General features: G+C 63.5%; 24 protein-coding genes. 17 read left to right on the top strand and 7 right to left on the bottom strand.

The window, feature by feature from the left end; all coding sequences use genetic code 11:
- The first annotated feature begins 50 nt into the window (after nt 1-50).
- The 3 genes from NJQ98_RS07500 to NJQ98_RS07490 all read left to right on the top strand — a co-directional run bounded on the left by NJQ98_RS07500 (nt 51) and on the right by NJQ98_RS07490 (nt 2,755).
- On the top strand, nt 51-935 hold the full coding sequence (locus NJQ98_RS07500) for an NAD-dependent epimerase/dehydratase family protein (protein ID WP_262177505.1): 885 nt from the start codon (nt 51-53) through the stop codon (nt 933-935).
- A 787-nt stretch (nt 936-1,722) separates the two neighbouring features.
- Nucleotides 1,723-2,418, top strand: coding sequence for an AzlC family ABC transporter permease (locus tag NJQ98_RS07495; protein WP_262177503.1), 696 nt, complete (start codon nt 1,723-1,725; stop codon nt 2,416-2,418).
- On the top strand, nt 2,408-2,755 hold the full coding sequence (locus tag NJQ98_RS07490; RefSeq protein ID WP_262177502.1) for an AzlD domain-containing protein: 348 nt from the start codon (nt 2,408-2,410) through the stop codon (nt 2,753-2,755). Before NJQ98_RS07495 ends, NJQ98_RS07490 begins: the two co-directional genes overlap by 11 nt.
- Before the next feature lie 1,000 nt (nt 2,756-3,755).
- On the opposite strand, the gene NJQ98_RS07485 is transcribed toward NJQ98_RS07490, so the two are convergent.
- The 3 genes from NJQ98_RS07485 to NJQ98_RS07475 form a co-directional block, all read right to left on the bottom strand.
- Nucleotides 3,756-4,991: an FAD-dependent monooxygenase gene (locus tag NJQ98_RS07485; RefSeq protein WP_262177500.1), complete on the bottom strand. Its 1,236-nt coding sequence runs from the start codon at nt 4,989-4,991 to the stop codon at nt 3,756-3,758.
- 134 nt (nt 4,992-5,125) lie between these two features.
- Complete coding sequence (locus NJQ98_RS07480; RefSeq protein WP_262177499.1) at nt 5,126-5,446, bottom strand: hypothetical protein; 321 nt, start codon at nt 5,444-5,446, stop codon at nt 5,126-5,128.
- A gap of 132 nt (nt 5,447-5,578) precedes the next feature.
- Nucleotides 5,579-6,904, bottom strand: coding sequence for a CoA-binding protein (locus NJQ98_RS07475; RefSeq protein ID WP_262177498.1), 1,326 nt, complete (start codon nt 6,902-6,904; stop codon nt 5,579-5,581).
- A 138-nt stretch (nt 6,905-7,042) separates the two neighbouring features.
- Between NJQ98_RS07475 and NJQ98_RS07470 the strand changes: the two genes are divergently transcribed.
- The gene (locus tag NJQ98_RS07470) at nt 7,043-7,492 is read left to right on the top strand and encodes a MaoC family dehydratase (RefSeq protein WP_262177497.1); all 450 of its coding nucleotides are present in this window, start codon (nt 7,043-7,045) and stop codon (nt 7,490-7,492) included.
- Between the two features lie 58 nt (nt 7,493-7,550).
- Complete coding sequence (locus tag NJQ98_RS07465; protein WP_262177495.1) at nt 7,551-8,903, top strand: methyl-accepting chemotaxis protein; 1,353 nt, start codon at nt 7,551-7,553, stop codon at nt 8,901-8,903.
- Between the two features lie 3 nt (nt 8,904-8,906).
- Here the strand turns inward: NJQ98_RS07465 and NJQ98_RS07460 are convergent, their stop codons facing one another.
- Complete coding sequence (locus NJQ98_RS07460) at nt 8,907-9,305, bottom strand: universal stress protein (RefSeq protein WP_262177494.1); 399 nt, start codon at nt 9,303-9,305, stop codon at nt 8,907-8,909.
- A 99-nt stretch (nt 9,306-9,404) separates the two neighbouring features.
- Between NJQ98_RS07460 and NJQ98_RS07455 the strand changes: the two genes are divergently transcribed.
- The 3 genes from NJQ98_RS07455 (at nt 9,405) to NJQ98_RS07445 (ending at nt 11,598) form a co-directional block, all read left to right on the top strand.
- Nucleotides 9,405-10,004, top strand: coding sequence for a GNAT family N-acetyltransferase (locus tag NJQ98_RS07455; protein WP_262177492.1), 600 nt, complete (start codon nt 9,405-9,407; stop codon nt 10,002-10,004).
- A 104-nt stretch (nt 10,005-10,108) separates the two neighbouring features.
- A complete protein-coding gene (locus NJQ98_RS07450; RefSeq protein WP_262177490.1) occupies nt 10,109-10,636 on the top strand; it encodes a gamma carbonic anhydrase family protein in 528 nt (175 codons plus the stop codon).
- Nucleotides 10,637-10,830: 194 nt separating this feature from the next.
- Nucleotides 10,831-11,598, top strand: a complete 768-nt coding sequence (locus NJQ98_RS07445) for an IclR family transcriptional regulator (protein ID WP_262177489.1) — start codon at nt 10,831-10,833, stop codon at nt 11,596-11,598.
- On the opposite strand, the gene NJQ98_RS07440 is transcribed toward NJQ98_RS07445, so the two are convergent.
- Nucleotides 11,515-12,450 carry a UbiA family prenyltransferase gene (locus tag NJQ98_RS07440; RefSeq protein ID WP_262177487.1) on the bottom strand — a complete coding sequence of 312 codons (936 nt, stop codon included), beginning with the start codon at nt 12,448-12,450 and terminating at the stop codon, nt 11,515-11,517. The two genes, NJQ98_RS07445 and NJQ98_RS07440, sit on opposite strands and share 84 nt — an antisense overlap.
- 106 nt (nt 12,451-12,556) lie before the next feature.
- Between NJQ98_RS07440 and NJQ98_RS07435 the strand changes: the two genes are divergently transcribed.
- Nucleotides 12,557-14,098, top strand: a complete 1,542-nt coding sequence (locus NJQ98_RS07435; protein WP_262177485.1) for a class I adenylate-forming enzyme family protein — start codon at nt 12,557-12,559, stop codon at nt 14,096-14,098.
- 65 nt (nt 14,099-14,163) lie between these two features.
- On the opposite strand, the gene NJQ98_RS07430 is transcribed toward NJQ98_RS07435, so the two are convergent.
- Together NJQ98_RS07430 and NJQ98_RS07425 are read right to left on the bottom strand one after the other, a co-directional pair.
- Nucleotides 14,164-15,573, bottom strand: a complete 1,410-nt coding sequence (locus NJQ98_RS07430) for an SLC13 family permease (protein WP_262177484.1) — start codon at nt 15,571-15,573, stop codon at nt 14,164-14,166.
- Between the two features lie 78 nt (nt 15,574-15,651).
- Nucleotides 15,652-16,401 (bottom strand): ABC transporter ATP-binding protein, encoded by a 750-nt coding sequence (locus tag NJQ98_RS07425; protein ID WP_262177482.1) that lies wholly within the window; start codon nt 16,399-16,401, stop codon nt 15,652-15,654.
- Between the two features lie 93 nt (nt 16,402-16,494).
- Here NJQ98_RS07425 and NJQ98_RS07420 point away from each other — a divergent pair, with 93 nt between their 5' ends.
- The 8 genes from NJQ98_RS07420 to NJQ98_RS07385 all read left to right on the top strand — a co-directional run bounded on the left by NJQ98_RS07420 (nt 16,495) and on the right by NJQ98_RS07385 (nt 23,863).
- Complete coding sequence (locus NJQ98_RS07420; RefSeq protein ID WP_262177480.1) at nt 16,495-17,871, top strand: CoA-binding protein; 1,377 nt, start codon at nt 16,495-16,497, stop codon at nt 17,869-17,871.
- On the top strand, nt 17,864-18,577 hold the full coding sequence (locus NJQ98_RS07415; protein WP_262177479.1) for an acetate--CoA ligase family protein: 714 nt from the start codon (nt 17,864-17,866) through the stop codon (nt 18,575-18,577). Before NJQ98_RS07420 ends, NJQ98_RS07415 begins: the two co-directional genes overlap by 8 nt.
- Entirely contained in the window at nt 18,574-18,978 is a 405-nt protein-coding gene (locus NJQ98_RS07410; protein WP_262177477.1) for an acyl-CoA thioesterase, read from the top strand. Before NJQ98_RS07415 ends, NJQ98_RS07410 begins: the two co-directional genes overlap by 4 nt.
- Nucleotides 18,979-19,047: 69 nt before the next feature.
- Nucleotides 19,048-19,218, top strand: coding sequence for a hypothetical protein (locus NJQ98_RS07405; RefSeq protein WP_262177476.1), 171 nt, complete (start codon nt 19,048-19,050; stop codon nt 19,216-19,218).
- 155 nt (nt 19,219-19,373) lie between these two features.
- Complete coding sequence (locus NJQ98_RS07400) at nt 19,374-20,474, top strand: cupin domain-containing protein (RefSeq protein ID WP_262177475.1); 1,101 nt, start codon at nt 19,374-19,376, stop codon at nt 20,472-20,474.
- 189 nt (nt 20,475-20,663) lie between these two features.
- Nucleotides 20,664-21,902: a substrate-binding domain-containing protein gene (locus tag NJQ98_RS07395; RefSeq protein WP_262177474.1), complete on the top strand. Its 1,239-nt coding sequence runs from the start codon at nt 20,664-20,666 to the stop codon at nt 21,900-21,902.
- Between the two features lie 6 nt (nt 21,903-21,908).
- Complete coding sequence (locus NJQ98_RS07390; RefSeq protein ID WP_262177473.1) at nt 21,909-22,793, top strand: branched-chain amino acid ABC transporter permease; 885 nt, start codon at nt 21,909-21,911, stop codon at nt 22,791-22,793.
- A complete protein-coding gene (locus NJQ98_RS07385) occupies nt 22,790-23,863 on the top strand; it encodes a branched-chain amino acid ABC transporter permease (RefSeq protein WP_262177472.1) in 1,074 nt (357 codons plus the stop codon). Before NJQ98_RS07390 ends, NJQ98_RS07385 begins: the two co-directional genes overlap by 4 nt.
- The last annotated feature ends 127 nt before the right edge of the window (nt 23,864-23,990 follow it).

Raw genomic sequence — 23,990 nt, 5'->3', positions numbered from 1 at the left:
ACCGCTCTGGGAGATAGGCTTTATTACCCTGGTTTGGTAAACTGTGTACGATGTCGATTTCGACAGTCGCGGTAACCGGCGGTAACGGCAAAATCGGGCAAGAAATCCTCGCCCATCTGAAAGAATCCGGGTACGAAACAGCAAACATCGCTCGGGGAAAACGTCGTGAGGACATCTCGGACACGTACATCACGACCGACCTCCTTGACGCCGGTGAGACGTATGGCGCGTTGTCGAAGGCGAACGCCGACGCGATCATCCACATGGGAACGATTCCCGACCCGTACAGTAATCCGCGCTACCGGACGTACCAGAGCAATACCATGTCAGCAGCTCACGTGCTGGAGGCGAGTGAGTCGCTCGGTCTGGAGTCGTGTTGCCTCGCTTCGAGTATCAACGTCATGGGGGCGGAACATCAGACACGCCCGCCGCAGGTAGCGTATCTCCCAGTCGACGAGGACCATCCGCGGACGCCTGACGACATTTACGGCATCGCGAAGCACGCGATGGAAGTCACCGCTGACGGGTTCGGTCGGCGACCGGAAAGCGAGCTGACGATTTCGACTCTGCGGTACCCGTGGGTTCCCAACGAGGAGGAAATCGTTGCGAGCTTCGTAGAATCCGACCGGTCCATGGAGACACTTCGGAACGACGACCCATGGACGGGTCGGGACGTCCTGTTCTCGTACATCCACATCGACGACGCTTGCACTATCGCACGGAAGGCAATCGAAGCCACCTACGATGGACACGAATCGTTTTGGGCGGTCGCCGGGGATACGACCGCCGCAGTTCCGACGCACGATGTAACCGCGGAGTTCTTCCCGGGCGTGGAAGTTCGAGACGACGCCGACGAATACGAGACGCTGTTCGATATCTCGAAAGCCGAGACGATGCTCGACTGGACCCCCGAGCACAGTTGGCGTGACATCTAATCCAAGAAATCTCTCGGAGTGAGATACGACGCAGATTTCATTTTGTGGAGCGCGCGGCCACCCACGAGAACGATGAAGCTCGGCGTTCAGATACACATGGCAGATTTATCAATATTGAGTATAATATGTTTTTTCGATAATTAGTCTGTACAACGCTTCCGAAAAGCTGTCCTTGATTAGGTTGAGAGGGCCGGTTGACAGTCGATTAGCGCCGAAACTTCGAATTAGATTAGGGTTCAGGGAACCGGGAGTCGAACCAAGACCAGCTATTCCGTCTGGACGCTCCCGTGAATCTGAGGGTGGATAGAATCCTTATACGGCTGGTTTCGAACAAAAACTCGTTCTCATAAATATTCCTCAAAGAACTGCGGCCAAAATATGATATCGAGACGCTGTCTTTCTCGTTGAGGGCGTAAACACCTCCAAGCTCCCCTGTACCGACCTGAGCTCAGATTTCGGATAGTCCGGCGCGGAAATCGGTACGTATTGAACAGCGTCTTGGGAAATTAAACTTCAATATGATCAGAATTCAAGTCACCTCAATAGTATTAGGTTAGAAATACTAACTGAGAAAAGTTAGAATTATAGTATGTAATATAACATACCTAATACAGACACCTACCACACTGTACCGTGACAAATCCGAATCAAACACCGACTGTGAGCAACACCGATTTGGATAGCTTAGCAACAATGGATGCCTGCTCTCGTACGCCCCTGCTGTGGCATCGGGGTGTGTGGCGGTCCGGATGATTACGCGTAAACGGGGGGACGACAACGACAATATATGGACCGTTCAGAGTTCCGTCAGGGGGTCAGAGATGTCCTCCCTCTGCTACTGGGAGTCATCCCGTTCGGGTTCGTCGCTGGCCTCGCCACTGTGAACGCGGGCCTCGGACTTGCGGAGGCCGTGGGACTGTCTACTATCGTGTTTGCCGGGGCGGCACAGCTCGCTGCGCTGGATCTCATCGGTCGCGACGCTCCGCTTGCGATTGTTGTCGTCACCGCTGTCGTCATCAACCTCCGCATGCTGATGTACTCGGCGTCTGTTGCGCCCTATTTCCAGGATATATCGAATCGACTGAAGGCGACAGTCGCATACCTTCTAACGGATCAAGCGTACGCGCTCACTATTGCCCGCTACCGGAGTGAGGATTCGGCCCACTCTGTCGCCTATTATTTCGGTGTGGCAGCCACGCTGTGGGCCGTCTGGCAGCTGACCACTGTTGCCGGCGTCGTCCTCGGGACGAATGTTCCCGAATCACTCGGCCTCGAGTTCGCTGTCCCGTTGGTCTTTCTGGCCCTGTTGGTCCCGGCGATGGAGGACAGCCCCACGACCGTCGCCGGCATACTCGGTGGTATCACCGCCGTTGGGACTGCCGGGTTGCCGCTCGACCTGGGCTTGCTCGTCGGTGCCACAGCCGGTATTGTGGCGGGGCGTCTCACAGAGGTCGCCATGGAGGGGGCGTCGAATGGCAACTAGTTATGCTGCCCCCGCCATCTGGGGCCTCATCGTTGTCATCGGTGTACTCACCTTCCTGATCAGGGTATCGTTCATCGGGCTCTTTGGATATCTCGACGAGATCCCGCCCGAGATTACGCGCACACTCCGATTTGTTCCAGCCGCTGTGTTAGCCGCGCTCGTTCTGCCATCGTTCATCACGCTAGAGCCGGGGACTGGTGGCATCGCTGTCGATAAACTCATCGCGGGAGGCATCGCAGGCGGTGTCGCCTGGCGAACAGAGAACGTCTTCATGACGATTGGGGCGGGCATGGGGACCCTCTGGGCTGTTCGCTTTGTCCTGCTGCCGCTAATCTGATCGCTCAGGCCTCACTACGTAACAGCCACGGCACCCCGGATATCAGATTGAATTGAGCCGTGTATTAGCGGTTCACTACGACTTCGAGTGTCCTACTTCCATTGACTTCGCCCACGACACTGACCTGCGACAAGCCGTCCGGCTGGCCCACAATCACCGTACAGCTGGCACATGACCGGCCAGACTGGCCCACGCCAGCACAGTCCCGCGCTCCTGTCCGTACCCGAAGTAATGCCAGAGAGGATTTTTGACAGCAAAGTTATCAAGACTCCAGATAGTCTGTGAAAGTGAAAATACGACACGCACTTCTGAATATCAAGCTTCGCCACTTGGGTGTCCGCTCGTGCTCCACAAAATCCAGGCCTGTCCGGTCGCGATACCGCTGAGGCATGTGATTCCGACTGTGGACAGCTGAAATCACGTTTACCTCACCTTGCATCGCCAGCTAGCACCGCCACGAAAGTATACCTGACTCTGCGAGAACGAGCGGGAGGTAACCGGTCCGGTTTAGCCCTATCGGAATATCTGGTACGCCCTCGAAACGGCGCTGTTCGTGTTTCTGGGGCCGCTAGAGGCGAAATATCAGAACATCGAGGACGAGAAAATGTCTGAGAAGGGAAAATAGACACGGCCACGCAAACCAAAGACCGACTCCTGGCCCGGTCCCCGTCCATAGCGACAGACCGGGCCGTGAAGTTGACTTCACCGAGTCTGATTTCACCTCTGGAGTTCGAGGTGTTCGTCAGTATAACTGTGTTCTGATATGATTGTGGGAACAAATATCCTAACGACGAGTATCTGGAAGTGGCGGCCGGGATTGTCCAAACGAATACCGGGATGCGCCCGTTGAACGACTCCGGTAGTTAGGCCGGGTTCCGATATCACTGGCTCCGGGCCGGCCGGGAACACGAAAAATACAGCGCAGCTATCGGGTCGCGTTCACGAAATTGGTCCGGAAGCGCATGGCGTTGCGCTACCTGTCGCCGGTGACAGTCACCGTTCAGTAGTTCCCGGTCGAGACGATCGGCGGGGCGTCGTGGGGGCCGTACGGCGCGTCGTCGAGGTACTCGCCGGCCGGCTCGAAGTAGTCGGCCAGGGACGCCGCGGCTTCCTTCCGGAGCACCGTCGCCGGGTTGTCTCCCTGGAGGTACTCCAGGGCCTGTCCGGCCGCGTTCAGGTTGTATTCGGCGGCCTTCTCCCGCCGTGCCGCGTACAGTTCGACCTCGTCGCGGGCGACAGCGTCGTTCTGGGAGTTGTACGCCGTGGCGACTGCGGAGGCGGCTTCGTCGGCGTCGGCGACCCCGGAGTTCATCCCACGAGCGCCGAAGGGCGCCAGCAGGTGTGCGGCTTCGCCGGCGAGGAGAACCCGCCTCTCGTCGTCGATAAACGTGTCCGCCATGACCTGCAGGAACTTGTAACTGGACACCCAGTGGAGCCCGTCGACGTACTCCTCGCCCATCACTGCGGCGACGAATTCGCGCATCTTCTCGTCGGTGACCAGCTCCTCGGGGTCGTCGTCCTCGAGGCACTGGATGTCGAGCCGCCAGCCGCCGGTAAACGGGACCAGCATGACGTTTCGGCCGCCGACTTCCGGGGCGTCGTAGTGGAACAGCCGTTCGAGGGGCCACTGCTCGTCCTCGTCTTCGAGCTCCTCGACGTCGGCGATGATAAACGAGTTCTCGGATTGGTCGCCCTCGAACTCGGCACCGATCTCCTTTCGGACCGTCGAACCGCCGCCGTCCGCGCCGACGAGATAGGGCGTCTCCCACTCACGGCCGTCGGATGTCTCGACGTGGACGCCGTCTGCGCTGGACTCGACCGACTCGACAGCGCAGTCCCAGTGGATGTCGATGCCAGCCTCGTCGATGGCCTCGTGCATGAAGTCCTCGGTGCGGACCTGCGGGACGCTGGTGAAGTGCGGGAACTTCCCGTCGCCGCCGGGGTTGTCGTACGTCCGCTTGAACACTTCCTTGCCCCGCCAGCAGGTCCGTCGGGTCGGCCAGACGAGGCCCTCCTCGACGAGGTTCTCACCGAGGCCCGGATGGACCCGTTCGAGTGTGTGGAGCGTGGTGCCGTGGACGTAGATAGCTCGGCTGCCGGAGCGGTCCCGGTCTTCGGACTCCGCTTCGAGGATTGTCGCGGGCACACCACGTGCGTGCAGTGCGAGAGCCGTGGTCATCCCGACCGGCCCCGCGCCAGCGATCAACACTGGTTGCTCTGTATCAGTGGTACTCATCGTGTTCACATGTCCCTTACGACAGGACCGTCATAATTATTGTGGTTAAGACGCGAATTCCTGCCGCTAAGAAGCTCTAAGTCCGAATATCTGCGTCGCTGTTCGACAGGGTGCGAGCAACACCAGCGTCGTGCTTACAGCCCAAGCTGGGTCTCGACCCAGTGGTCGCGGGCGGCAAACACCATCTCCTCTTCGTCTGCGAACGTCGTGGTCTCCTCGACGAAGCTGTCCCAGCTGCCATCAGGCACTAGTTCGAGAGTTGCGGCCGACTCGGCCTCCGACGGGCTGGCCGCGACCATCTCGTCGAAGGTCTCGAAGTCGGTGTTAGCCTGCATGAACGCCTCGTCGAATATCTCCTCGATGGGAATCTCCTCGTTTTCGCCGACGATGTCACGTGGCTCCGGAAGGTCTTCGGCTTCGGCAGCCGCTTCTGCCAGGTTGCTTGCTCGTACCATACAATATGTCTCGACTGATACTACCTAAACTTTTCTGATAGTTGGCTTCACCATTCGGCGACAGCGCCAGGGAAGCGGACCTGACGGCGGTTCGAAAAGCGACAGTAGCTACGCTCGTGACCAGTCAGGCGCTCACCGCGACGTTTCGGCGAGAACGGACGCGGCGTAGGCGCCGCGTTCGGGGGTGTCGAACGTCGCCACGCCGAGGTCTTCCATCCGTTCCCGGTCGTCGGCCAGGGCCTCGTCCGGCCCGGCGACGGTGAAGACGACGGGTTTGTCGATGTCGGCCACGAGCCGTTCGAGCTCCTCGACGGGATACCCAAGGGAGTGCTCGAATATCTCGTAGACGAGGACGATATCCACGTTGTCGTCGCGCCCAACCGCGTCGATGACGTCACCGAACTCCGGCATCGGCCGGCCCGTATCGACGGGGTTGCGGTCGTAGGTGAACCCGAGCAGGATATCGTCGAGACGCTCCCGGGTCTCCGCGGTCAGTTCGGGGAAGTTCACGCCGCGTTCGTCGAGATAGTCGGCCATCATGATTCCCGGCCCGGCCTGTGCGGTGACGAGTCCGACGTTCGGGCCGTCCGCCTGCGGACACTGTGCGAGGACACGGCCCCCGTCTAGGAGTTCGGTCATCGAGTCCGCCATGACGGCGCCCGCGTCCGTGAACGCCTCCTCGTACCGCTCGTACTCCTGTATCGGTGCCGCCGTGTGGGCCTGGACGAACTCCGCCATCTGGTTGCCCGATTTGAGGGCGACGACGGGCGTACTCGCTTCGTCGACCGCTTCGATAGCACCGTCGATTTCATCGGTCCCCTCGATATGGAGCGCTATGGCGTCCGTCTCGGGGTCGTCGTCGAGCATCGGCACCACGTCGTCGAAATCCGTGTTCACGCGGTTCCCGAGGCCGTACATCCCGGCGGTTCCGTACCCCTCGCGGTCCAGCTGGAACGTGGCCGTCACCCCGACCCCGCCGCTCTGTGCCGCTATCGCGACATCGCCGGACTCGATTTCGTCGAAGCCCGGAACGAAGGAACTGAACAGGTCCCGGTGCGGGATGATGTGCCCGGCCGTGTTCGGGCCGAGGATGGACATATCGTAGTCGTCAGCGAGAGAGCGTATCTCGCCTTGCAGCTCGCTGCCACGCTCGCCGGCTTCGGCGAACCCGCCAGCGAAGACGACGGCGGCCCCGACGCCGGCCTCACCGCACTCCTCGATGACGTCCGGGGTCGCCGGGCCGGGCACACAGCAGAGCGCGAGGTCGGCGTCGGTGTCACCGACGGAGGCGACGAAATCGTAGCCGTACACCGCCCCCTCCCCTGACGGGTTCACCGGGTATACGGGGCCGTCGAACTCCTTCGCGTTCGCCATCGCGTCGTTGCCGAGCTTGCCCGATGTCTTCGACGCGCCGATGACAGCGATGCTGTCAGGATCGAACAGGTCTGTGAGACTCATACACTCACTTTCCCCGATGCTTGAATATAATTTTCGACTGTTAGCTATCGGGCAGCGAGACGCCCGCTCAGCGGATGCTCGGCCAGCGTCGGCGGCGTTCGCGTCGGTTTTTTATTCACTCGTCGCATCCGGGTACGCATGCGCTTCTACGAGGACATCTCGGTCGGGGATAGGCAGACTTCGGACGGGTATCGCATCTCCAAGGAGGAGATTACCGAGTTCGGCGAAAAGTACGACCCACAACCGTTCCATACGGACGAGGAAGCGGCCAAGAGCTCCGTCTTCGGCGGACTGGTCGCGTCGGGGTGGCAGACAGCCGCCATCTGTATGCGCCTCCACGTCCAGAGTAACGAAGACACGGCGACGCAGGCCGGTCTCGGCGTCGACGAGCTCCGGTGGCACCGCCCGCTCCGCCCGGGCGACGAGCTACGGCTCCGCACCGAGATACTCGACAAACGCCCCTCCGAAAGTAACCCGAACCGGGGCATCGTGACGACTGGCCACGAGGGACTGAACCAGGACGACGACCTGGTCGTCTCCTACGAGGCGACCGCGCTGGTCCAGCGACGAGCGGACAGCAGCGAGTGAGGTGTAACAGCTTCCGGTATGGAATATCTTATCATGCGGAAGCAGAATTGTCTGGTACATGTCCACATCTCGCCCGGATGACGCGACAGTAGCGGCCGACGTGTCGGAGGACTCCGAGGAGACCGAACGCCTGCGCGCCCAGCGCGACCACTGGCGGAGCCTCTTCGACCAGATGGTCGCGTTGTTCCCCGAGCCGGTCATCGTCGTCGACGGCGACGGGCGCCTGACACACTGGAACGAAGAGCAAGAGGAGTTCATCGGCACCCCCGCCGAGGACGCGCTGAACCGACCGGCACACGAGGTAGTGGGGACCGAAGACGTGACTGAGACGCTCGCCGAAGAAGTGGTCCGGACGGGTGAGGCCATCAGGGAGACGGCAGTCAGGTCGGGCTCTCACGACGACGGAACCGACTGGCACGTCCGCGCGACCGGCGTCCCGCTGGTGTCCCCCGATGGGGACATCGTCGGCTGTTTCGAGTACGTCAGTCGGGTCACTGACCTGGTCGAACAGCGCGAGTCGATGCAGGCGGTACAGGAACGAGTCCAGAAAGACATAGACGCGTCCGTCGGCGACCTCGAGTCCGCGGCCACTCAGGTGACCGAGAACGCGGAGGAGATAGCGGACATCGCGGAGAAAGAGGCCGACAGCATCGAACGCATCGACGGGGAGATACAGACGCTGAGCGCGACGACCGAGGAAGTCGCGTCGAGCGTCGATACCATCAGTACACAGAGTGACGCGACCGAGACGCTGGCCGAAGACTCCGAGGCCGCCACGCAGGACTTGCTGGAGACGGTCGAAACCGTCACGGAAGCGAGCGAACAGATGGCGACCGATGCGACGGAGCTGGCCGACCAGATAGCCGAGATAGACGACGTGGTGGCGACTATCGACGACTTGGCCGAGCAGATAAACATGCTCGCGCTGAACGCCTCCATCGAAGCGGCTCGTGCCGGCGAGGCCGGCGAGGGTTTCGCCGTGGTCGCGGACGAAGTCAAGAGTTTAGCGGCTGAATCCCAGGTAGAGGCCGACCGTATCGAGGGGATGATAGACGCCATCTCGACGATAGCGACCGAGACCGTCACCAGCGTCGAAGAGACGACACAGCGGGTCGGGGAAATCGAGACGGAGATACGGGCGGTGAACGAGAACCAACAGCAGATACAGGACGCAATCGCGGACATCTCGACGCAGTTAGACCAGATAGCCGACGCGACCGACGATCAGGCGACCAGTGCGGAGGAGATAACTGCCACACTGGACAGTACCGTCGAAGGCGTAAAGCGGGTGGCGGACGAGGTCGCCGAGCTCGCCACGGCGAACCAGCGACAGACCTCTCAGATCAGACAGATCCGCGAGAACGTCGAGGCGTTGGACCGGAACCTCGAAGAAGCGGTGGACCGGAGCTAACCGTTACTCCCCCGAGCTACCACAGACCAGCACCGGGAGGTTGGTTCCGAGAATCACGTCCTGAGTGACGCTCCCGAACAGCGCTTTCCCCGCCGGGCTCCGCTTTCGCCCACCGACACACACTTGATCGACGTCGTACTCTTTGGCGTGTCTCAGTATCTCTTCCGCCGGGTCCCCGCTGGACTCGAGGAGCTCGACGGTGACGCCCGCGGCTTCGAGACGGTCTTTCGTCTCTCTGATCGCCTCTATCTGGTGGACAGACGCTCCCTCGGGGTTCTCGTCGAAGACGTGTAGAATGTACGCCTCCGCGCCCTCCGCTGTCTCGACCATGTCCTCGATGGCCGCAATCTGCGCCTCTGCCTGTGATAAGTCGTCGTCGAGTGCCAGCAACAGTTGTACCATGAAGTTACGTTCGCCCCATATCTCCTTATAATTACTGCGTGTTCTCACCGTTCGGCGCTACCGGCACCTGTTAACTGTCTAGAGTTCATGTGTGTTCACATGGCCCACGAAAACGAGTTGTCCTGTGACGGCTGGGACAACAGCGAGTGCGAGGGGACCCCGTACTGTCCCCCGCGGTGTCCGCGGTTTACCGACCGCGAGTCGACCATGAGGCTCGTTCGGCCCTACCAGCGCGCGGACCTGGATGCGTTGGTGGAGATGTACCTCGAACTCGACCCCGGGGACAGGACGATGGGGCTACCACCGGTGACCGAAGACGGACTTCGGCAGTGGCTCGGTCGGTTCACCGACGACGGGTGGAGTCTGGTCGCCAAAACGGGCGATACAGTTGTGGGTCACACGGGTGTGACGCCGGAAGATGCGGCGGCGCCACACCTTATCGTCTTCGTCGCCGACGAGGCACAGGGCCGGGGCATCGGGTCGGAACTGATACGACAGCTCGTCGCGTACGCGGCCGACCGCGGCCACGAATCGCTGACGCTGACTGTGGAGGCGAGCAACGACGCCGCGGTCACGGTGTACGGTAACATCGGGTTCGACATCATCGAACGGCTCACCGGTGAGCTCGAGATGCAGCTCTCACTGGACGACCCGGTCGCGGATCAGGTCCGGCTGCCGCCGGCGGAGCAGGAACGCTGAGAGCGTTGATGGCGTCGACGCCACGCCAATTTGTTCGACGGTATCGAACAATGTGGCAATACTCGCGAGTCACATTTTAGTCACTGCACCGTCGTCAGGTGTGTATGGAACGAGCCTTTGACGGCGCGGCACCCAGCATAGCGGACGAGGCGTTCGTCTCGGAGATGGCGTACGCAGTAGGCGACGTCGAAGTCGGCCCCCGGTCTAGCATCTGGCCGTTCGTGTGTCTGCGCGGCGACGGCGGCTCGGTCACAGTGGGCGCGGAGACCAACGTGCAGGAGTTTACGATGTTACACGGCGCGACGCTGGGTGACGAAGTGACAGTCGGCCACGGGGCCGTCGTCGACTACGCCGACGTCCACGACCACGCACTGGTCGGCATGGGCAGTGCCGTCATGGGCGGCGCGACTGTCGAGTCGAACTGCATCGTCGCCGCAAACGCCGTCGTGCGGCAGGGACAGCGGATTCCAGCGGGCCATATGGCCTATGGAGTGCCCGCCGAGACACGTCCGCTCAGTGACGAACAGGTGGCACAGATCGGCAAGACACATCGGAACTACGTCGAGCTGGCAGCCAAGTACCGCGGGACACCGGCCGAAGAGAAATCCGGTGAGGATGGTCGAGTGGATTAACAGGCATACACCTGTAAATTAATGGGCGAGAGGGGAGGTAGAACCGGGCCACCAGTTAACGAGACGGGATGTGACTTCCACCCGTAGCGACGGCAGTATAGCGTTCGATATCATCGAACAAAACTGCGAACAGCCGAATGCAATCTGCCACCGACTCAGCAATGCTTAATTATGATGTATACGTTGTTCGTAGTATGAAACAGCCCTCGAAAACCGGGAAGGGGATTAAATCGGACGAGACGCTGTTCGCTCTCATCGAAACACTTCGGGAGCTAGATGGGGCGGGCGTGACCGAACTGGCGGAGCACCTCGGCGTCGCGAAGAGTACCATCCACGGCCACCTGACCAGCATGCGCGAGCACGGTTTCGTCGTGAAACGCGGTGCGAAGTACCATCTCGGGCTGGGCTTTTTCGACTACGGCCAGTACGTCAGGGGACAGCTGAGCATGTTTCGCTCGGGGATGGAGGCGGTCGACGAGCTAGAGCGGGCGACCGGTGAGATGGTGTGGCTCATCACCCACGAGAACGGGAGAGTGATGTACGTCTACGGCCGGGGCGGGCAGAACAACATCGACATCAACACCATCCTCGGGCAGTGGGCGTACATGCACTGCAACTCCGGGGGGAAGGCCATCCTCGCGCACCTGCCCGAGAGAGAGGTACACGAGATAGTCGACGAACACGGGCTGCCGGCCCAGACCGAGAACACGATTACGTCCCGCGACGCCCTGTTCGACGAACTCGAGCGGGTTCGCGAGCGCGGGTATGCACTGAATCTCAGTGAAGACCTCAAAGGCATCCACGCTATCGGCATCCCGCTGACGTTCGAGGGCGAGATACAGGGGGCACTGAGCATCGCCGGACCCGCCCACAGGCTCTCACAGGAGCGCTGTGAGGGGAGAGTCTTCGACCAGCTGCAGGCCGCCACGGACGAGATCGAGCTGAACCTGGCCTATCGCTGAGAGCGGGGACCACTGGCTCGCTACGGTCCACCCAGCACAGCCCCGCCCGCAGAGTCCGAGAAACAACGCGCTGACGAACACGTAGCTCAGCGCCATCTGTACCCTGACAGCCGTGCCCGGTGGCAGCGACAGCGTCGTCGCGGCACAGCCGGCGGCTGCGACGGCCGCGACGACAGCGAGCGGCGGGAAGACCCCTGCCCCGACCGACCCCAGGACGGCCAGCGCCGTAACTGCGAAACTCCCGATAGCGACCCGCTGTGCGCCTCTCGCCCCCGCGATAACGGGGACAGTGCGTTTCCCGATGGTACGGTCGAACGCGGCGTCGAGCCGGTCGATACCGACCTTTATGCCGGCCAACAGCGAGGCAACGCTCACTGCTGCCGCGACGGTCTCGACGGGGAGCGTCCCGGTCTGTGTGGCGAACCCTCCGGCGAGTGCGGTCGCGATCCCGACCGGGTAATCGACGGTCACCGAGACGGGGTGCCTATCGAGATACGGGGCGTGTAACAACGCGAGACAGAGCAGTACGACGATAGACCCCGAGGCGAGCGCGTTCGCCGTCACGGCCAGCGAGGCCGCAAGGAGGAGCACGACGACGGTCGCCGCCGCCGTCGCCCGGCGGTACGTGGCTGCGGAAAGCAGGGGGCGTTCCTCACCGCGGACGTGACCGTCGACAAGCCCGTCACGCAGGTGGGCAACGAACAGCGCGGCCCCGGCCGCTACCGCGTGCCCGGCCAGGAGCCAGCCGTCCACGCTCGGCGCCAGCAGCGCCCCACAGACCGATATCGCGACGACCGGCAGCATGAAAACGGGCCGGACGTGTGCAGCCAGTCCGGCGAGGCGTCCGTCCATGGGCCACCTATTGGGCAGACCGACTTAAGCAACGCCGTCCGGTTACAGCGGGGTAACCAGAACTATTAATACTGCAGTAAGTTTGGTAGGCGATAGCAGAACTACCATGGAACTCAGAGAGGCTTTCGCACGGACAGTCCGGTGCTACCCGGATAAGACAGCCGTAATCACGGATTCCGGGCGATCATACACCTACGAGACCCTCGATGAGCGGAGCACGCGCCTGGCAAACGCACTCCGTCACAGAATCGGCGACGGACGGTGCGCCGTGCTGGCGCTGAACGGGCTCCCGGCCGTCGAGTCGATGCTCGCAAACAACAAGCGCGGTGTCGGGACCGCGCAGTTATCCACCCGCGCGCCCGTCAAGGAACTGGAGCGGATGGTCGAGACGGCCTCGGCGCGTGCGCTCCTCTTCGATGACGCCAACGCCGAGACGGCTCTGGAGCTGTTAGACAGGACCGGGCTCGAAGTCGCGGTACACGCCGGCGACCGGGACATCGACCGGGACTTCGTGGAATCGTACGAGACTGTCGTCGCCGACGCCGACTCGGGTCCGGTCCCGTCGGCCGGCAACGAGTGTGGCATCCTCTACACGAGCGGCACGACCAGCATGCCCAAAGCGGTCTCGTTCGACCAGGAGCAACTCTGGCACGGGGCCGTTCAGGTCGTGATGGAACACGGCATCGACGAGACGGACACGGCGCTGTGTACGACACCGTGGTACCACATGGTGACCACGGACGCCTGGCTGTATCCGCATCTGGTCGCCGGCGCGACGATTGTCCTCCACACGACGTTCGACCCCACCGAGGCGCTGGAGCTGATCGAGGCCCACGACGTGAGCGGTCTGCTCGCCGTTCCGACACAGCTCAAGGCACTCATTCCCGTCCAGAGCGAGCGGGAGTTCGACGTGGACACGCTGGAGTACATCAGAACGGGCGGCTCGATTGTCACGGAAGACCTCGTCGCGGACGCGACCGAACACCTGACCGACCAGGTCTACAACACCTACGGGATGACCGAGGCCGGACCGGACCTCACGTTCGCCCACCCGAGCGTCCAGGAGGACCATCCCGGCACCATCGGGAAGGAGTCGTTCTCGTGGGAAATCCGGGTCGTCGAGACGGCGCCGCTCGACGAGCATCCGGACCCGGAGGCGACAGTCGACGCCGGCGAGCGCGGCGAGATAATCGCCCGGGGGCCGGGGATGTCAGACGGGTACATCGACAACCCCGAAGCGGAGTCGAAGAGCTACTTCGACGGGTGGCTCCGCACCCGAGACGTGGCGACCGTCGACGAGGACGGCTACCTCTACATCGTCGACAGAGTCGACAATATGATCGTAAGCGGCGGTGAGAACGTCTACCCCGCCGAAGTGGAGAACACCCTCGAAGGCCACCCGGACGTCGAGGAGGTCTGTGTGTTCGGTCTCGACGACGAAACGTGGGGGCAGGTCGTCACCGCGGTCGTCGTCACGGACAGCGACCTCACGGCCGAGCAACTGGACGAGTACTGCCTCGAAACGGAGTCGCTGGCGGATTTCAAACGCCCCCGCGAATACGCCGTGACCAGCGAGTCACTCGCGCGGAGCGACACCGGCACCGTCGTTCGGAGCGACCTCGTCGAGAAGTACTTCCCGGACCGATAGCCCACGCCGCCGGCTGTCGTTCGGAAGTTATTCGCGGTGACGGGGTATCTGCGTTCGTTAGGCCGTCAGAACAGCAGCGCGAACAGCCCTATCTGAATCGGGACGAGCAGGAGAAGCGTCGCGAGCGAACAGAGGCTCGCCATCTTCGTCAGCTCCATCGAGTCGACGACGTCGAGGCCCAGAATAGCCACCAGTACCGCCGACTGATACGGGAAGAAGTAGGTGTTCAACGCGACGGCTTCGATCATCGCCACGGGGACGAGGGGGATGCCGGCACTGGTGGCGAACGACACCAGCACCGGCGTCAGTACGCTGGCGACCGCAAGTCCCTCCATCACGAGCGTCAGCGCCAGTGACGCCACGACGACGACGGCGAGCACCAGCGGGAGAGAGGGGTCCGCCGGGAGCGTCGACAGCAGCCGGTTCGCAGCTAAATCGGTAAACGCCGTCTGTCGCAGCCCCTCGGCGATGGCGAATATCGCCCCGAGGAAGAAGAGAATCGAGAAGTCTGCCTCGCCGACGGCGTCGGGGCCGACCACGCCGACCGTGGGCGCAAACGCCAACAGCGCCACGACGATGGCCCCGAACAGCGGGTGCAGGCCGTGGACGAAGTCCGTCGCCCAGATGGCGACGCCGAGCAACAGGAAGACCAGCATCCGGCGCTCCCGCGCCGTCGTCGAGAGCGGTCCGTCCCGGTCCGGAGTGTGCACGCCGTCCCGGTCCCGCGGGCGATACAGGAAGTACGCGACGCCCACGATGAGCGCGACGCGGCCGACGGCCATCACGGGCCCCAGCCACAGCGTCCACTCCGTCCACGTGATAGTCGGACCGCCACTCGACTCGACGAGGCCGGTGACGATGATGTTGGCGAGCGAGCCCGTGAGAATCCCCGACGACCCGTAAAACGTCGCAAACAGCGGGCCGAGGAAGATGCCGACTTTCGCCCGCCGCTCCTCGAACAGGTCGCCGAGCGACTGCAGGATGGGCGCGAGGATGAGGACCCGGACGAGCGACGACGGGACCAACACCGCCAGTGCGAGGCTGCCAAAGGAGAGGGCCACCAGCAGATACCGGTAGGCCGCGACGGCGTCGGTCGCCACGGCCGCCGGCATCCGGTGTAACGCGATTCGCTCGATGAGGTCCGCGAGGCCGCTCTGTCTGGCGGCCTCGCCGATGAGGATGCCCACGACGACCAGCCAGGTCGCCGGGGACTGGAACCCCGTCAGCGCGAGGTCGGGGGAGAAAGTGACACCGATGAGGCCGATACCGACCAGAGCCGTAAACCACGGTTTGACCGGCGCTCCTACCCACAGCGCGATACAGAAGAGCGCGATAGCGAGCATCCGGGCGGCCCCGGTAGCGAGCGGTGCGAATCGGAGGACAGCTCCGGCGGCGAGCACCCCGACCGGAACGGAGAACCACGCCGGATCAACATCGCGGATATCGGCCGCGCGACGCCCAGATTCGTCCGACATTCTGAATACCGGATGACACAGTGTGAAAGAGTATCAGCGTATCGGTCCCGGGAACGTGACGGGCGGCAGTCGGTGTCGTCAGTCGCCGGTGACCGCGTTCGAGAGGTCCTTGTTTGCGTGTTCACCGAGGTACGCCTCGATGACCCCCTCGTCGTTCTGTATCTCGTCGGGCGTCCCCTCCGCGATGAGCCGGCCATTGTTCAACACCATGACCCGTTCGCTGACGGTCATTAGCGCACGCATCACGTGGTCGATGAGGAAGACGGTCTTGCCCTCGTCTTTGATGTCGCCGATGAGGTCGACGATGTCCTCGGTCTCCTCGGGGTCGAGGCCGCCGGCGACCTCGTCGAAGAGAACGAGCTCGGGGTCGGTGGCCAGCACCCGAGCGATTTCGAGGCGTTTGAGCTGGCCGACGCTCAGTTCGCCGGGATCGCTGTACTGGAACTCCGCGAGGTCGACGAACTCCAGCATCTCCCTGGCGCGCTCGCGAACGTCGTCGAACTCCCGCCCGCCGAACTCCGCGCCGACGGCGACGTTCTCGAGCAGCGTCATGCTCTCGAACGGTCGGACGATCTGATGTGTCTTCGCGAGGCCGCGGTGACAGATCTCGTGTGGGGCCTCACCGGTTATCTCCTCGTCGTCGAAGAAGACGCGTCCCTCCGTCGGTTCGTGGACCCCGGTGATGGTCCGAAACAGCGTCGACTTGCCGGCCCCGTTCGGGCCGATGAGGCCGATGGCTTCCCCGCGTTCGACCGAAAACGAGACATCGTCGATGGCTACTACACCGCCGAACTTTTTGGTCAGGTTCTGCCCTTCGAGTAGCGTCATTGAGAAGTGATACCTTATCCACTCAAATAAACTTGCCCCTGTCACTTCGTGACGGGGGAAAACGATTTGGGCCAGTTCCGTGAAAGAGTGGCTATGACGCTCAAGCAGATGTTCGATCCATCGGCTGTAGCCGTCGTCGGCGCCTCGTCGACAGAGGGGAAGATCGGCTACGAGGCGATGGCGAACGCGACCATGTTCGACAGACCGGTGTATCCAGTCAACCCGACCGGGGAAGGGACGCTGTTCGGAGAGGCGTTCGTCCCGTCAGTGGGCGATATCGACGACGATGTCGACCTCGCGCTCTGTTGTGTCCCCGGCCCGGCGACGCCGGACGTCATCGAGGAGTGTGGCGAGGCCGGCATCGGCGCGGCAGTAATCTACGCCGGGGGCTTCGCAGAGGCCGACGAGGACGGCGAGCGGCTCCAGCAGGCCGTGGTCGAGACGGCCGACGAGTACGATATCTCGGTACTCGGCCCGAACACGAGCGGCTTCGTCGTCCCCCGAACGAACCTCCTGTGTTCCTTTGCCAGCGGGGCCGAGAAGCTTCCGGCGGGGAACACCGCCGTCGTCGCCCAGAGCGGCGGCGTCGCACACGCGCTCGCGTTCCAGTCCCGCAGGCAGGGACGAGGGGTCTCCGCCATGGTCGGCCTCGGAAACCGTGCGAACGTCGGTTTCACCGAGGTCATCGAACACTTCGACGGCGACGAGGAGACCGACGCCATCGTGCTCCACGTCGAGGGAACGGACGACGGACGCGCCCTGCTGGAGGCCTGTCGCGAGAGCGAGACGCCCGTCATCGCCTACAAGGTCGGACAGTCCGACGTCGGTGACTTCGCGGAGTCACACACCGGTGCGCTCACCGGCGACCACGAGCTGTACATCGCCGGGTTCGCGCAGTACGGCGTCCCCACGGTGGACGCGACGGACGACCTGCTCGACGCCGCCGCGGCGCTCGGTGACTCGCCCGAGCCGGACGGCCCGAACGTCGGGGTCGTCACCGCACAGGCGGGCCCGGGTATCATCATCACCGACCGCATCCAGCGCGCCGGCGGGCAGCTCCCCGAGCTCACCGCCGAAACGCGGAGCCGGGTCGACGAGCTCCTCCCGGGCGTCACCTACACCGGCAACCCGGTCGACACCGGTCGGCCGATGCCGGCGTTCGGCGACGTCGTCACGGCCGTCGCCGAGGACGACAACGTCGACATCGTGCTGGTCTACGAGCTGTTCGAGCAGGCGATGGGGTTCCCCGCGGACGCGCTGGACGGGCTCGCCGAGCGCGTCGACAAGCCGATTCTGTTCGCCACCGACGGCATCGAGGAGGACATGGCCGATGACGCGACCGCGCTGGCGGACGCGGGCGTTCCGGTGTTCGAGACGCCGGAGCGGGCCGGCGACGCCGCGGCGGTCCTCGCTCGCTACGCCGAGCTGCAAGGGCACGCTGCGGGCACGGAGGGGGTTGCCGATGACTGACGACGTCATCGCGGCCGCCCGTGCGGACGGTCGGCACACGCTGACCGAAGCCGAGGGGAAGCGACTGCTCTCTGACGCGGGCCTGGACACGCCGCCGTTTGCCGTGTGTGGGACCGCCGAGGAGGCCGTCGAAGCCGGCGCGGATATCGGCTATCCCGTCGTCGTGAAGGTCTCCTCGCCGTCGGTCACTCACAAGAGCGAGTGGGCCGACGGGGCGGGAGTCGCGGTCGGCATGGAGTCAAGCGAGGAGGTGCGTGCCGCCGCCGAGCGGATCTTCGACGCGGCCGCCGAACGGGACATCGACGCGGAGGTCCTCGTGGAAGCGGCGCTGGACGTCGACGCCGGCACCGAGATACTCGTCGGCGGGTTGCGCGACCCGTCCTTCGGCCCGGTCGTGGTCACGGGGCTTGGCGGCGTGTTCTCCGAGGTGTTCGCGGACACGAGCCACCGCATCGCGCCCGTCACCCACGCCGAGGCGCGGGCGGCCATCGAGGAACTACAGGTCGCGGACCTCCTCAAAGGCTATCGCGGGAGCGACGCGGCCGACCTGGACGCGCTCGCTGACGTGGTCGTGACTGTTGGCGACCTCGTGGCCGACCGCCCCATCGCGGAGCTCGACCTCAACCCGATACTCGCGTCCGCCGACGGCGCGGTGGCGCTGGACGCGCTCGTCGTTCTCGAAGCGGAGACGGAGGCGGGCCGATGAGCTTCGAACGGACGTGGACCGTGCGGTTCTCAGATTCCGACCCGTTCGGTATCGCTCACTACCCGCGTATCGTCGACGCCCTCCACGAGACGTCGGACATATTCATGGAGGAGGTGGGGTTCCCGTTCTGGGAGCTCTCCCAGGACCGCGGTTTCGGCCTCCCGCTCGTCGAGATAGACTTCGAGTTCAGCTCCCCCGTAGAAGCCGGCGACAAGGTGACAATCGCGCTGACGCCGGATGTGGGCGACAGGAGCGTCCGGTTCGAGTACACCGCGACGTGTGACGGGGAAGTCGCCTTCGAGGGGTACGAACAGCGGGTGTGTGCCGAACACGGCGGCGGCGGGGCAATCGAGGTGCCGGAGGACCTGCGCGACGCGTTAGCCCCATACACTGAGGGATGACTGGTACGGCCGAAACTGTGCTTTCGGGGTAGCGAAGCGTTTTTATCGATTCCACAATATTGTATGGGTATGGCGGAGTTCGAAAACCCATACGCAGCGGAAGACCCGTTCGTAGAAGCACACTTCGACTGTCTGGACTGTGGCGGGAAACTCTGGGAGTACGCCATTCAACGACAGATGGTGTGTGAGGACTGTCGGTCGCTGTTTGCCTCTGCCGACGTCTTCGAGGTCCAGGTATAGCGCCCGCGCCGACCGACGCGAAGGAACGTAGTGTAAGACCCCGACTCAGAGGGATATCTGTGCGCCGAAACCGCCGTTGTCGCCGTTTTCAGGCGCTCTGGGCGGGTTCTGTCCAATACACTTATCATGCTGGTGTGTTAATGTCTTCCTAGATCATGGCCCAGACAGAGCCAGACGAACAGGAGCTTGAGGAACAGCTCGAATTGAGTTCCGACACACGGGGTCTGCTCGAGCGGCACAACCTCCGCCCGCTGTGGGAGGTCGAGGACGACTTCGGAAACACGCTCGACGACCTGGAGGCGGACATCTGGAAGTGGGAAGACATCCAGGCCGCCATCGACGGCGTCGAGGACGACGTCCCGATCAACGACCTGCCGCCCGGCTTCCAGCGCCGAGTGGCGGTTCCGATCAACGCCTCGTTCGGGAACGCGATCTCGAACACCATCTACGTCGGTGTCCAGACCGTCTCGCCCGGCGAGACGGCACCGTCCCACCGCCACGGTGCGAACGCGCTGCGGTTCTCCATCGACGGCAACGAGGACATGAAGACGATCGTCGCGGGTGAGGAGTTCCCGATGAAGGACAACGACCTCATCACGACGCCCCAGTGGGAGTGGCACGACCACGTCAACGACTCCGACGAGACGGCGGCTTGGCTCGACGTGCTCGACCTGCCGCTCGTGCTCGACTCCCTGAACGCCCGGAACACGTTCGAGAACCACGAGCTCGAACGCCAGCCGGTCACGAAGACCCAGGGGTACTGGGAGTCCCAGTACGGTCAGGGGCGCCCGGAAGCGGACAAGAAAGACAAGGGCATCCCCGGCCCGTTCGAGGGCATCCGGGAGGCGACGCCGCCCCACCGGTTCAAGTGGTCCGAGATGCTCCAGTCGCTTCGCCAGCGGGCGGAAAACGACAACCCGGACCCCTACGACGGCTACAGCCTCTCGTACGTCAACCCCGCGACCGGCTCGCCGCCGCTGTTCCCGACGATGTCGTTCCGCGCACAGCTGTTGCAGGAAGCGACGGACGCGCACTTCCACAACACGACGGAAGTGTACTTCGTCGTCGAGGGCGAGGGCGCGACCCACGTCAACGGCGAGGCGCTGGAGTGGGGCGAACGGGACATCTTCGTCGTCCCGCCGGACGCGACCCACCACCACGAGCCCGACAACGACGAGGCGATTTTGCTCGGGATGACCGACCGGCCGGTGTTCGAAGCGATGAACTTCTACGCCGAAGCCAGCCCCTCGTCGTAACGTCGACAACCCGATTTGGGGCTCACCTGCACGTTTTGCCGTCGGCTGTACCAAGCTGAGGGAACCTGTTACCCCCGGGTTGGCAGATTTTTTGTGAGCGTCTAGCCGGCAGTGTACTTCCCTGGTGTAGCGATATCGCTGTACTAACGGGAATCTTTATAATCTATCATCTATATCGATATATACAGCATGGTAAGCGACGACAGCCCAGTCACGCGTCGGTCGTATCTCAAAGCAACCGCCGGAACTGCCGCGGTCGCCAGCCTCGCCGGCTGTGCGTTCGGTGGCGAGAGCAGCGACGACACACTGACCATAGCGGGAACGGTCCCTGAGACGGGACAGTTCTCCTCTCTCGGAGAGGACCTCCGACGCGGCTACGAGCTCGGACAGTCCAGGATGAACGAGCAACTCGACCGCGACGTCGAGCTCATCCTCCAGGACGACGAGAGCGACGCGCAGACGCTTCGGCAGAACCTCCAGCAGATGACCAGCAACAACGACGTCAACATGATCTGGGGGAGCTTCTCCAGTCTGCTGGTCACCGCCGGGAGCGCCTTCGCCGAGAACCAGAACCTCCCGTTCCTCGGCATCGCGTTCGCTTACGAGGAGCCACACCGGAACGACAACTACGAGTGGACATACTCGCCGTTCCCGAAGTCCCGCGACGTCGCCCGGTCGACGCTCGGGACACTGGACCTCATCCCCGAGGAGGAGCGACCGAGCCGCATCGGTATCTGGGAGCCCAACTCCGGGTGGGGCAAGGAGCAGGCCGACTACTGGGAGAACCGCCTGGGCGAGGAAGGGTACAACATCGTCCTGCGCGAGACGTTCGAAATCGGCTCACAGGACTTCTCGACGCTTATCAGCCAGTCACAGAGCGCCGACGTGGAGGTGCTGCTGTCGAACCCGACGCCCGGCGGCGGCATCACGGCGGTCAACCAGATGCAGTCGAACAACTGGTCGCCCAAGATGCTCAAGTTCGTCCGCGGGGCGGACCCGTCCGCGTGGTGGTCGGCGCTTGAGGACGCGGGCGCGTACGCGCTGATGTGTCCCGGATGGGTCCCCGGTCTGACGGGCAACGGCAACCAGCGCCTCCGTGAGTCCTACACGAGCGAGTACGACACGGAAGGCGAGTACATGCCGGTCAACGTCGGCGGCTCGTACAACCTCACGCAGGTCGCCCTGCAGTCCGTCCAAGCCGCCGGGTCCATCGAGGCCGGCGACATACAGAGCGCGCTCCGCAGCGAGACGTTCCAGACGGTCATCGGCGAGTTCGGCTTCGAGGACAACGGCCTCCCCGCCGAAGGCGAGCTGACGGCACCGACCGGGCAGTGGTGGGACGGCGCGCAGCGACTGGCCTACCCCAACACCGACTCCGAGCGCTCCCTCGACTTCCGGTACCCGATCCCACCGTGGAGTGAGCGCTAGATACCCATGGTAGCAGGCGAGCTCATCTCACAGTCGATTGTCAACGGGATACTCCTGGGCGGCATCTACGCCGTCGCAGCGCTGGGACTGTCGCTCGTGTTCGGTATCATGGATATCGTGAACCTCGCTCACGGCCATATGCTGATGGTCGGCGCGTACGTCGCGATACTCGTGTTCGCGGCGACGGGCATCACGCCGCTGGTCGGGATGTTCATCGCGATGGGGCTGCTGTTTGCCCTCGGTGTCGTCCTCCAGAAGGTGCTGTTGAAACACGTCGTCGGCGAGGGCATCGAACAGCCGATCATCGTGCTGTTCGGGCTCGCGCTGATCCTCCAGAACATCGGGCAACTGGTGCTGGGCGGTGACGCCCGGACGGCGGACCTCGGCATCCCCGGCAGCGGTATCGACCTCGGGTTTGCCTTTCTGTCCCTGCCCCGGACAGTGACGTTCGTCGTCGCGGTCGTCCTCATCGCTGCGACGTGGGCGTTCCTCCAGTACACCAGGACGGGACAGGCCATCCGTGCGACCGCCCAGAACAGGACGGCAGCCCGGTACATGGGTATCGACACCGACCGGATCTACGTCCTCACGCTCGGCATCGGGACGGCACTGGCCGGTGCGGCCGGCGCGCTGCTCTCGATGCTGTTCCCGATCGACCCCTTCGTCGGCTGGTCGTATCTGCTGAAGGCGTTCGCCGTCGTGGTGCTGGGCGGCGTCGGGAGCATCCTCGGGACCCTCGTCGGCGGCGTCGTCCTCGGGGTCTCCGAGAACCTCGGTGCGCTGTACCTCGGTGGCGGCTACCGAAACGTCGTGAGCCTGCTCATCTTCCTCGGTGTGTTGCTGCTCAAGCCCGAGGGGCTGTTCGGTAGCGGTGGTGGTGGTGGCGAATGAGCTTGCTCGAACGCCACCCCGAGGAGTCGCTGCTCGCAAACCGGCGCCTCCAGGGCATACTCGGCGTAGTCTTGCTGGCGCTCCTGTCGGTACCGTTCGTGACGACCGACTCGCTGACCGGGCTCATACTCACGGGGCTCGTGTTCGTGATGCTCGGCGTCTCGTGGAACCTGCTCGCGGGGTACGCCGGACAGATATCGCTGGGACATGCCGCCTTCTTCGGCATGGGCGCGTTCATCGCCGCGTGGTTGACCACGCCCACTGCAGCGGGCTTCCCGGCGTCGATTCAGCTGCCGATACTGGTCGCTGTCGTCCTCGGCGGCGTGGCGGCCGCGCTGATCTCACTGGTGCTCGGGCCGATTCTCTTCCGGCTCAGCGGCCACTACTTCGCCATCGGGACCCTCGCGCTGGCGGCGGTCATCGAACTGGTGATGCTGGACCAGCGGTCGCTGACCGGCGGCTCGACGGGGTACTACGTGCAGGGCGACCTCGGCCTCAACGAGTTCGTCACCCACGGGGACGTAATGTTCCTCCTGACGCTGGTCGCGACGATTCTCACCATCGCCGTGACCTACCGCATCGTCAGCGGCGCGGGCGGGCTCGGGATGAAGGCCATCCACGACGACGAGGAGGCCGCGTCCAGTCTCGGCGTCAACCCGCTGAAGTACAAGATGTACGCCTTCGTCGTCTCCTCGTTCTTCGCGGGGCTGGCGGGCGGCCTGTACGGCCACTACACGCTGTACATCAACCCGCAGTCGACGCTCGCGGTGACGTGGACCATCGATTCGCTGGTCATCGTCATCCTGGGCGGGATGGGGACGTTCGCCGGGCCGGTCCTCGGCGCGGGGCTGTTCCTCCTGCTCGATACCGGACTGGCCGCTATCGTCGGGAGCGTCGCGACGACCGTCGAGGGGGCGCTCATCATCCTCTTCATCATCTACCTCCCGCAGGGCCTGTACGGCCTCGCACAGGACTACCTCGTCACCGACGTCGACGCGGGCGGAGCGGACCCCCACGCCGCTGACGCGACACCGGACGGGGACCCCGACGTAGTCACCGACGAGGACTGACCGGTCCCCCGGTCGGGTCACTTCGCAGCGTTCGCAAAACGAACTTCGGCACTGTCGTTCTCGGACTCGGACAGGTTCGTGTAGCGACCTGCCGGTTTTGGTCGGCCTCAGGCCGGAGATAGCGACA

The organism is Haloarcula laminariae (assembly GCF_025457605.1).
Classification (GTDB): Archaea; Halobacteriota; Halobacteria; order Halobacteriales; family Haloarculaceae; genus Haloarcula; species Haloarcula laminariae.
Note: the sequence above shows the minus strand (reverse complement) of the source record. Positions and strands in the feature narration are given on the sequence as shown.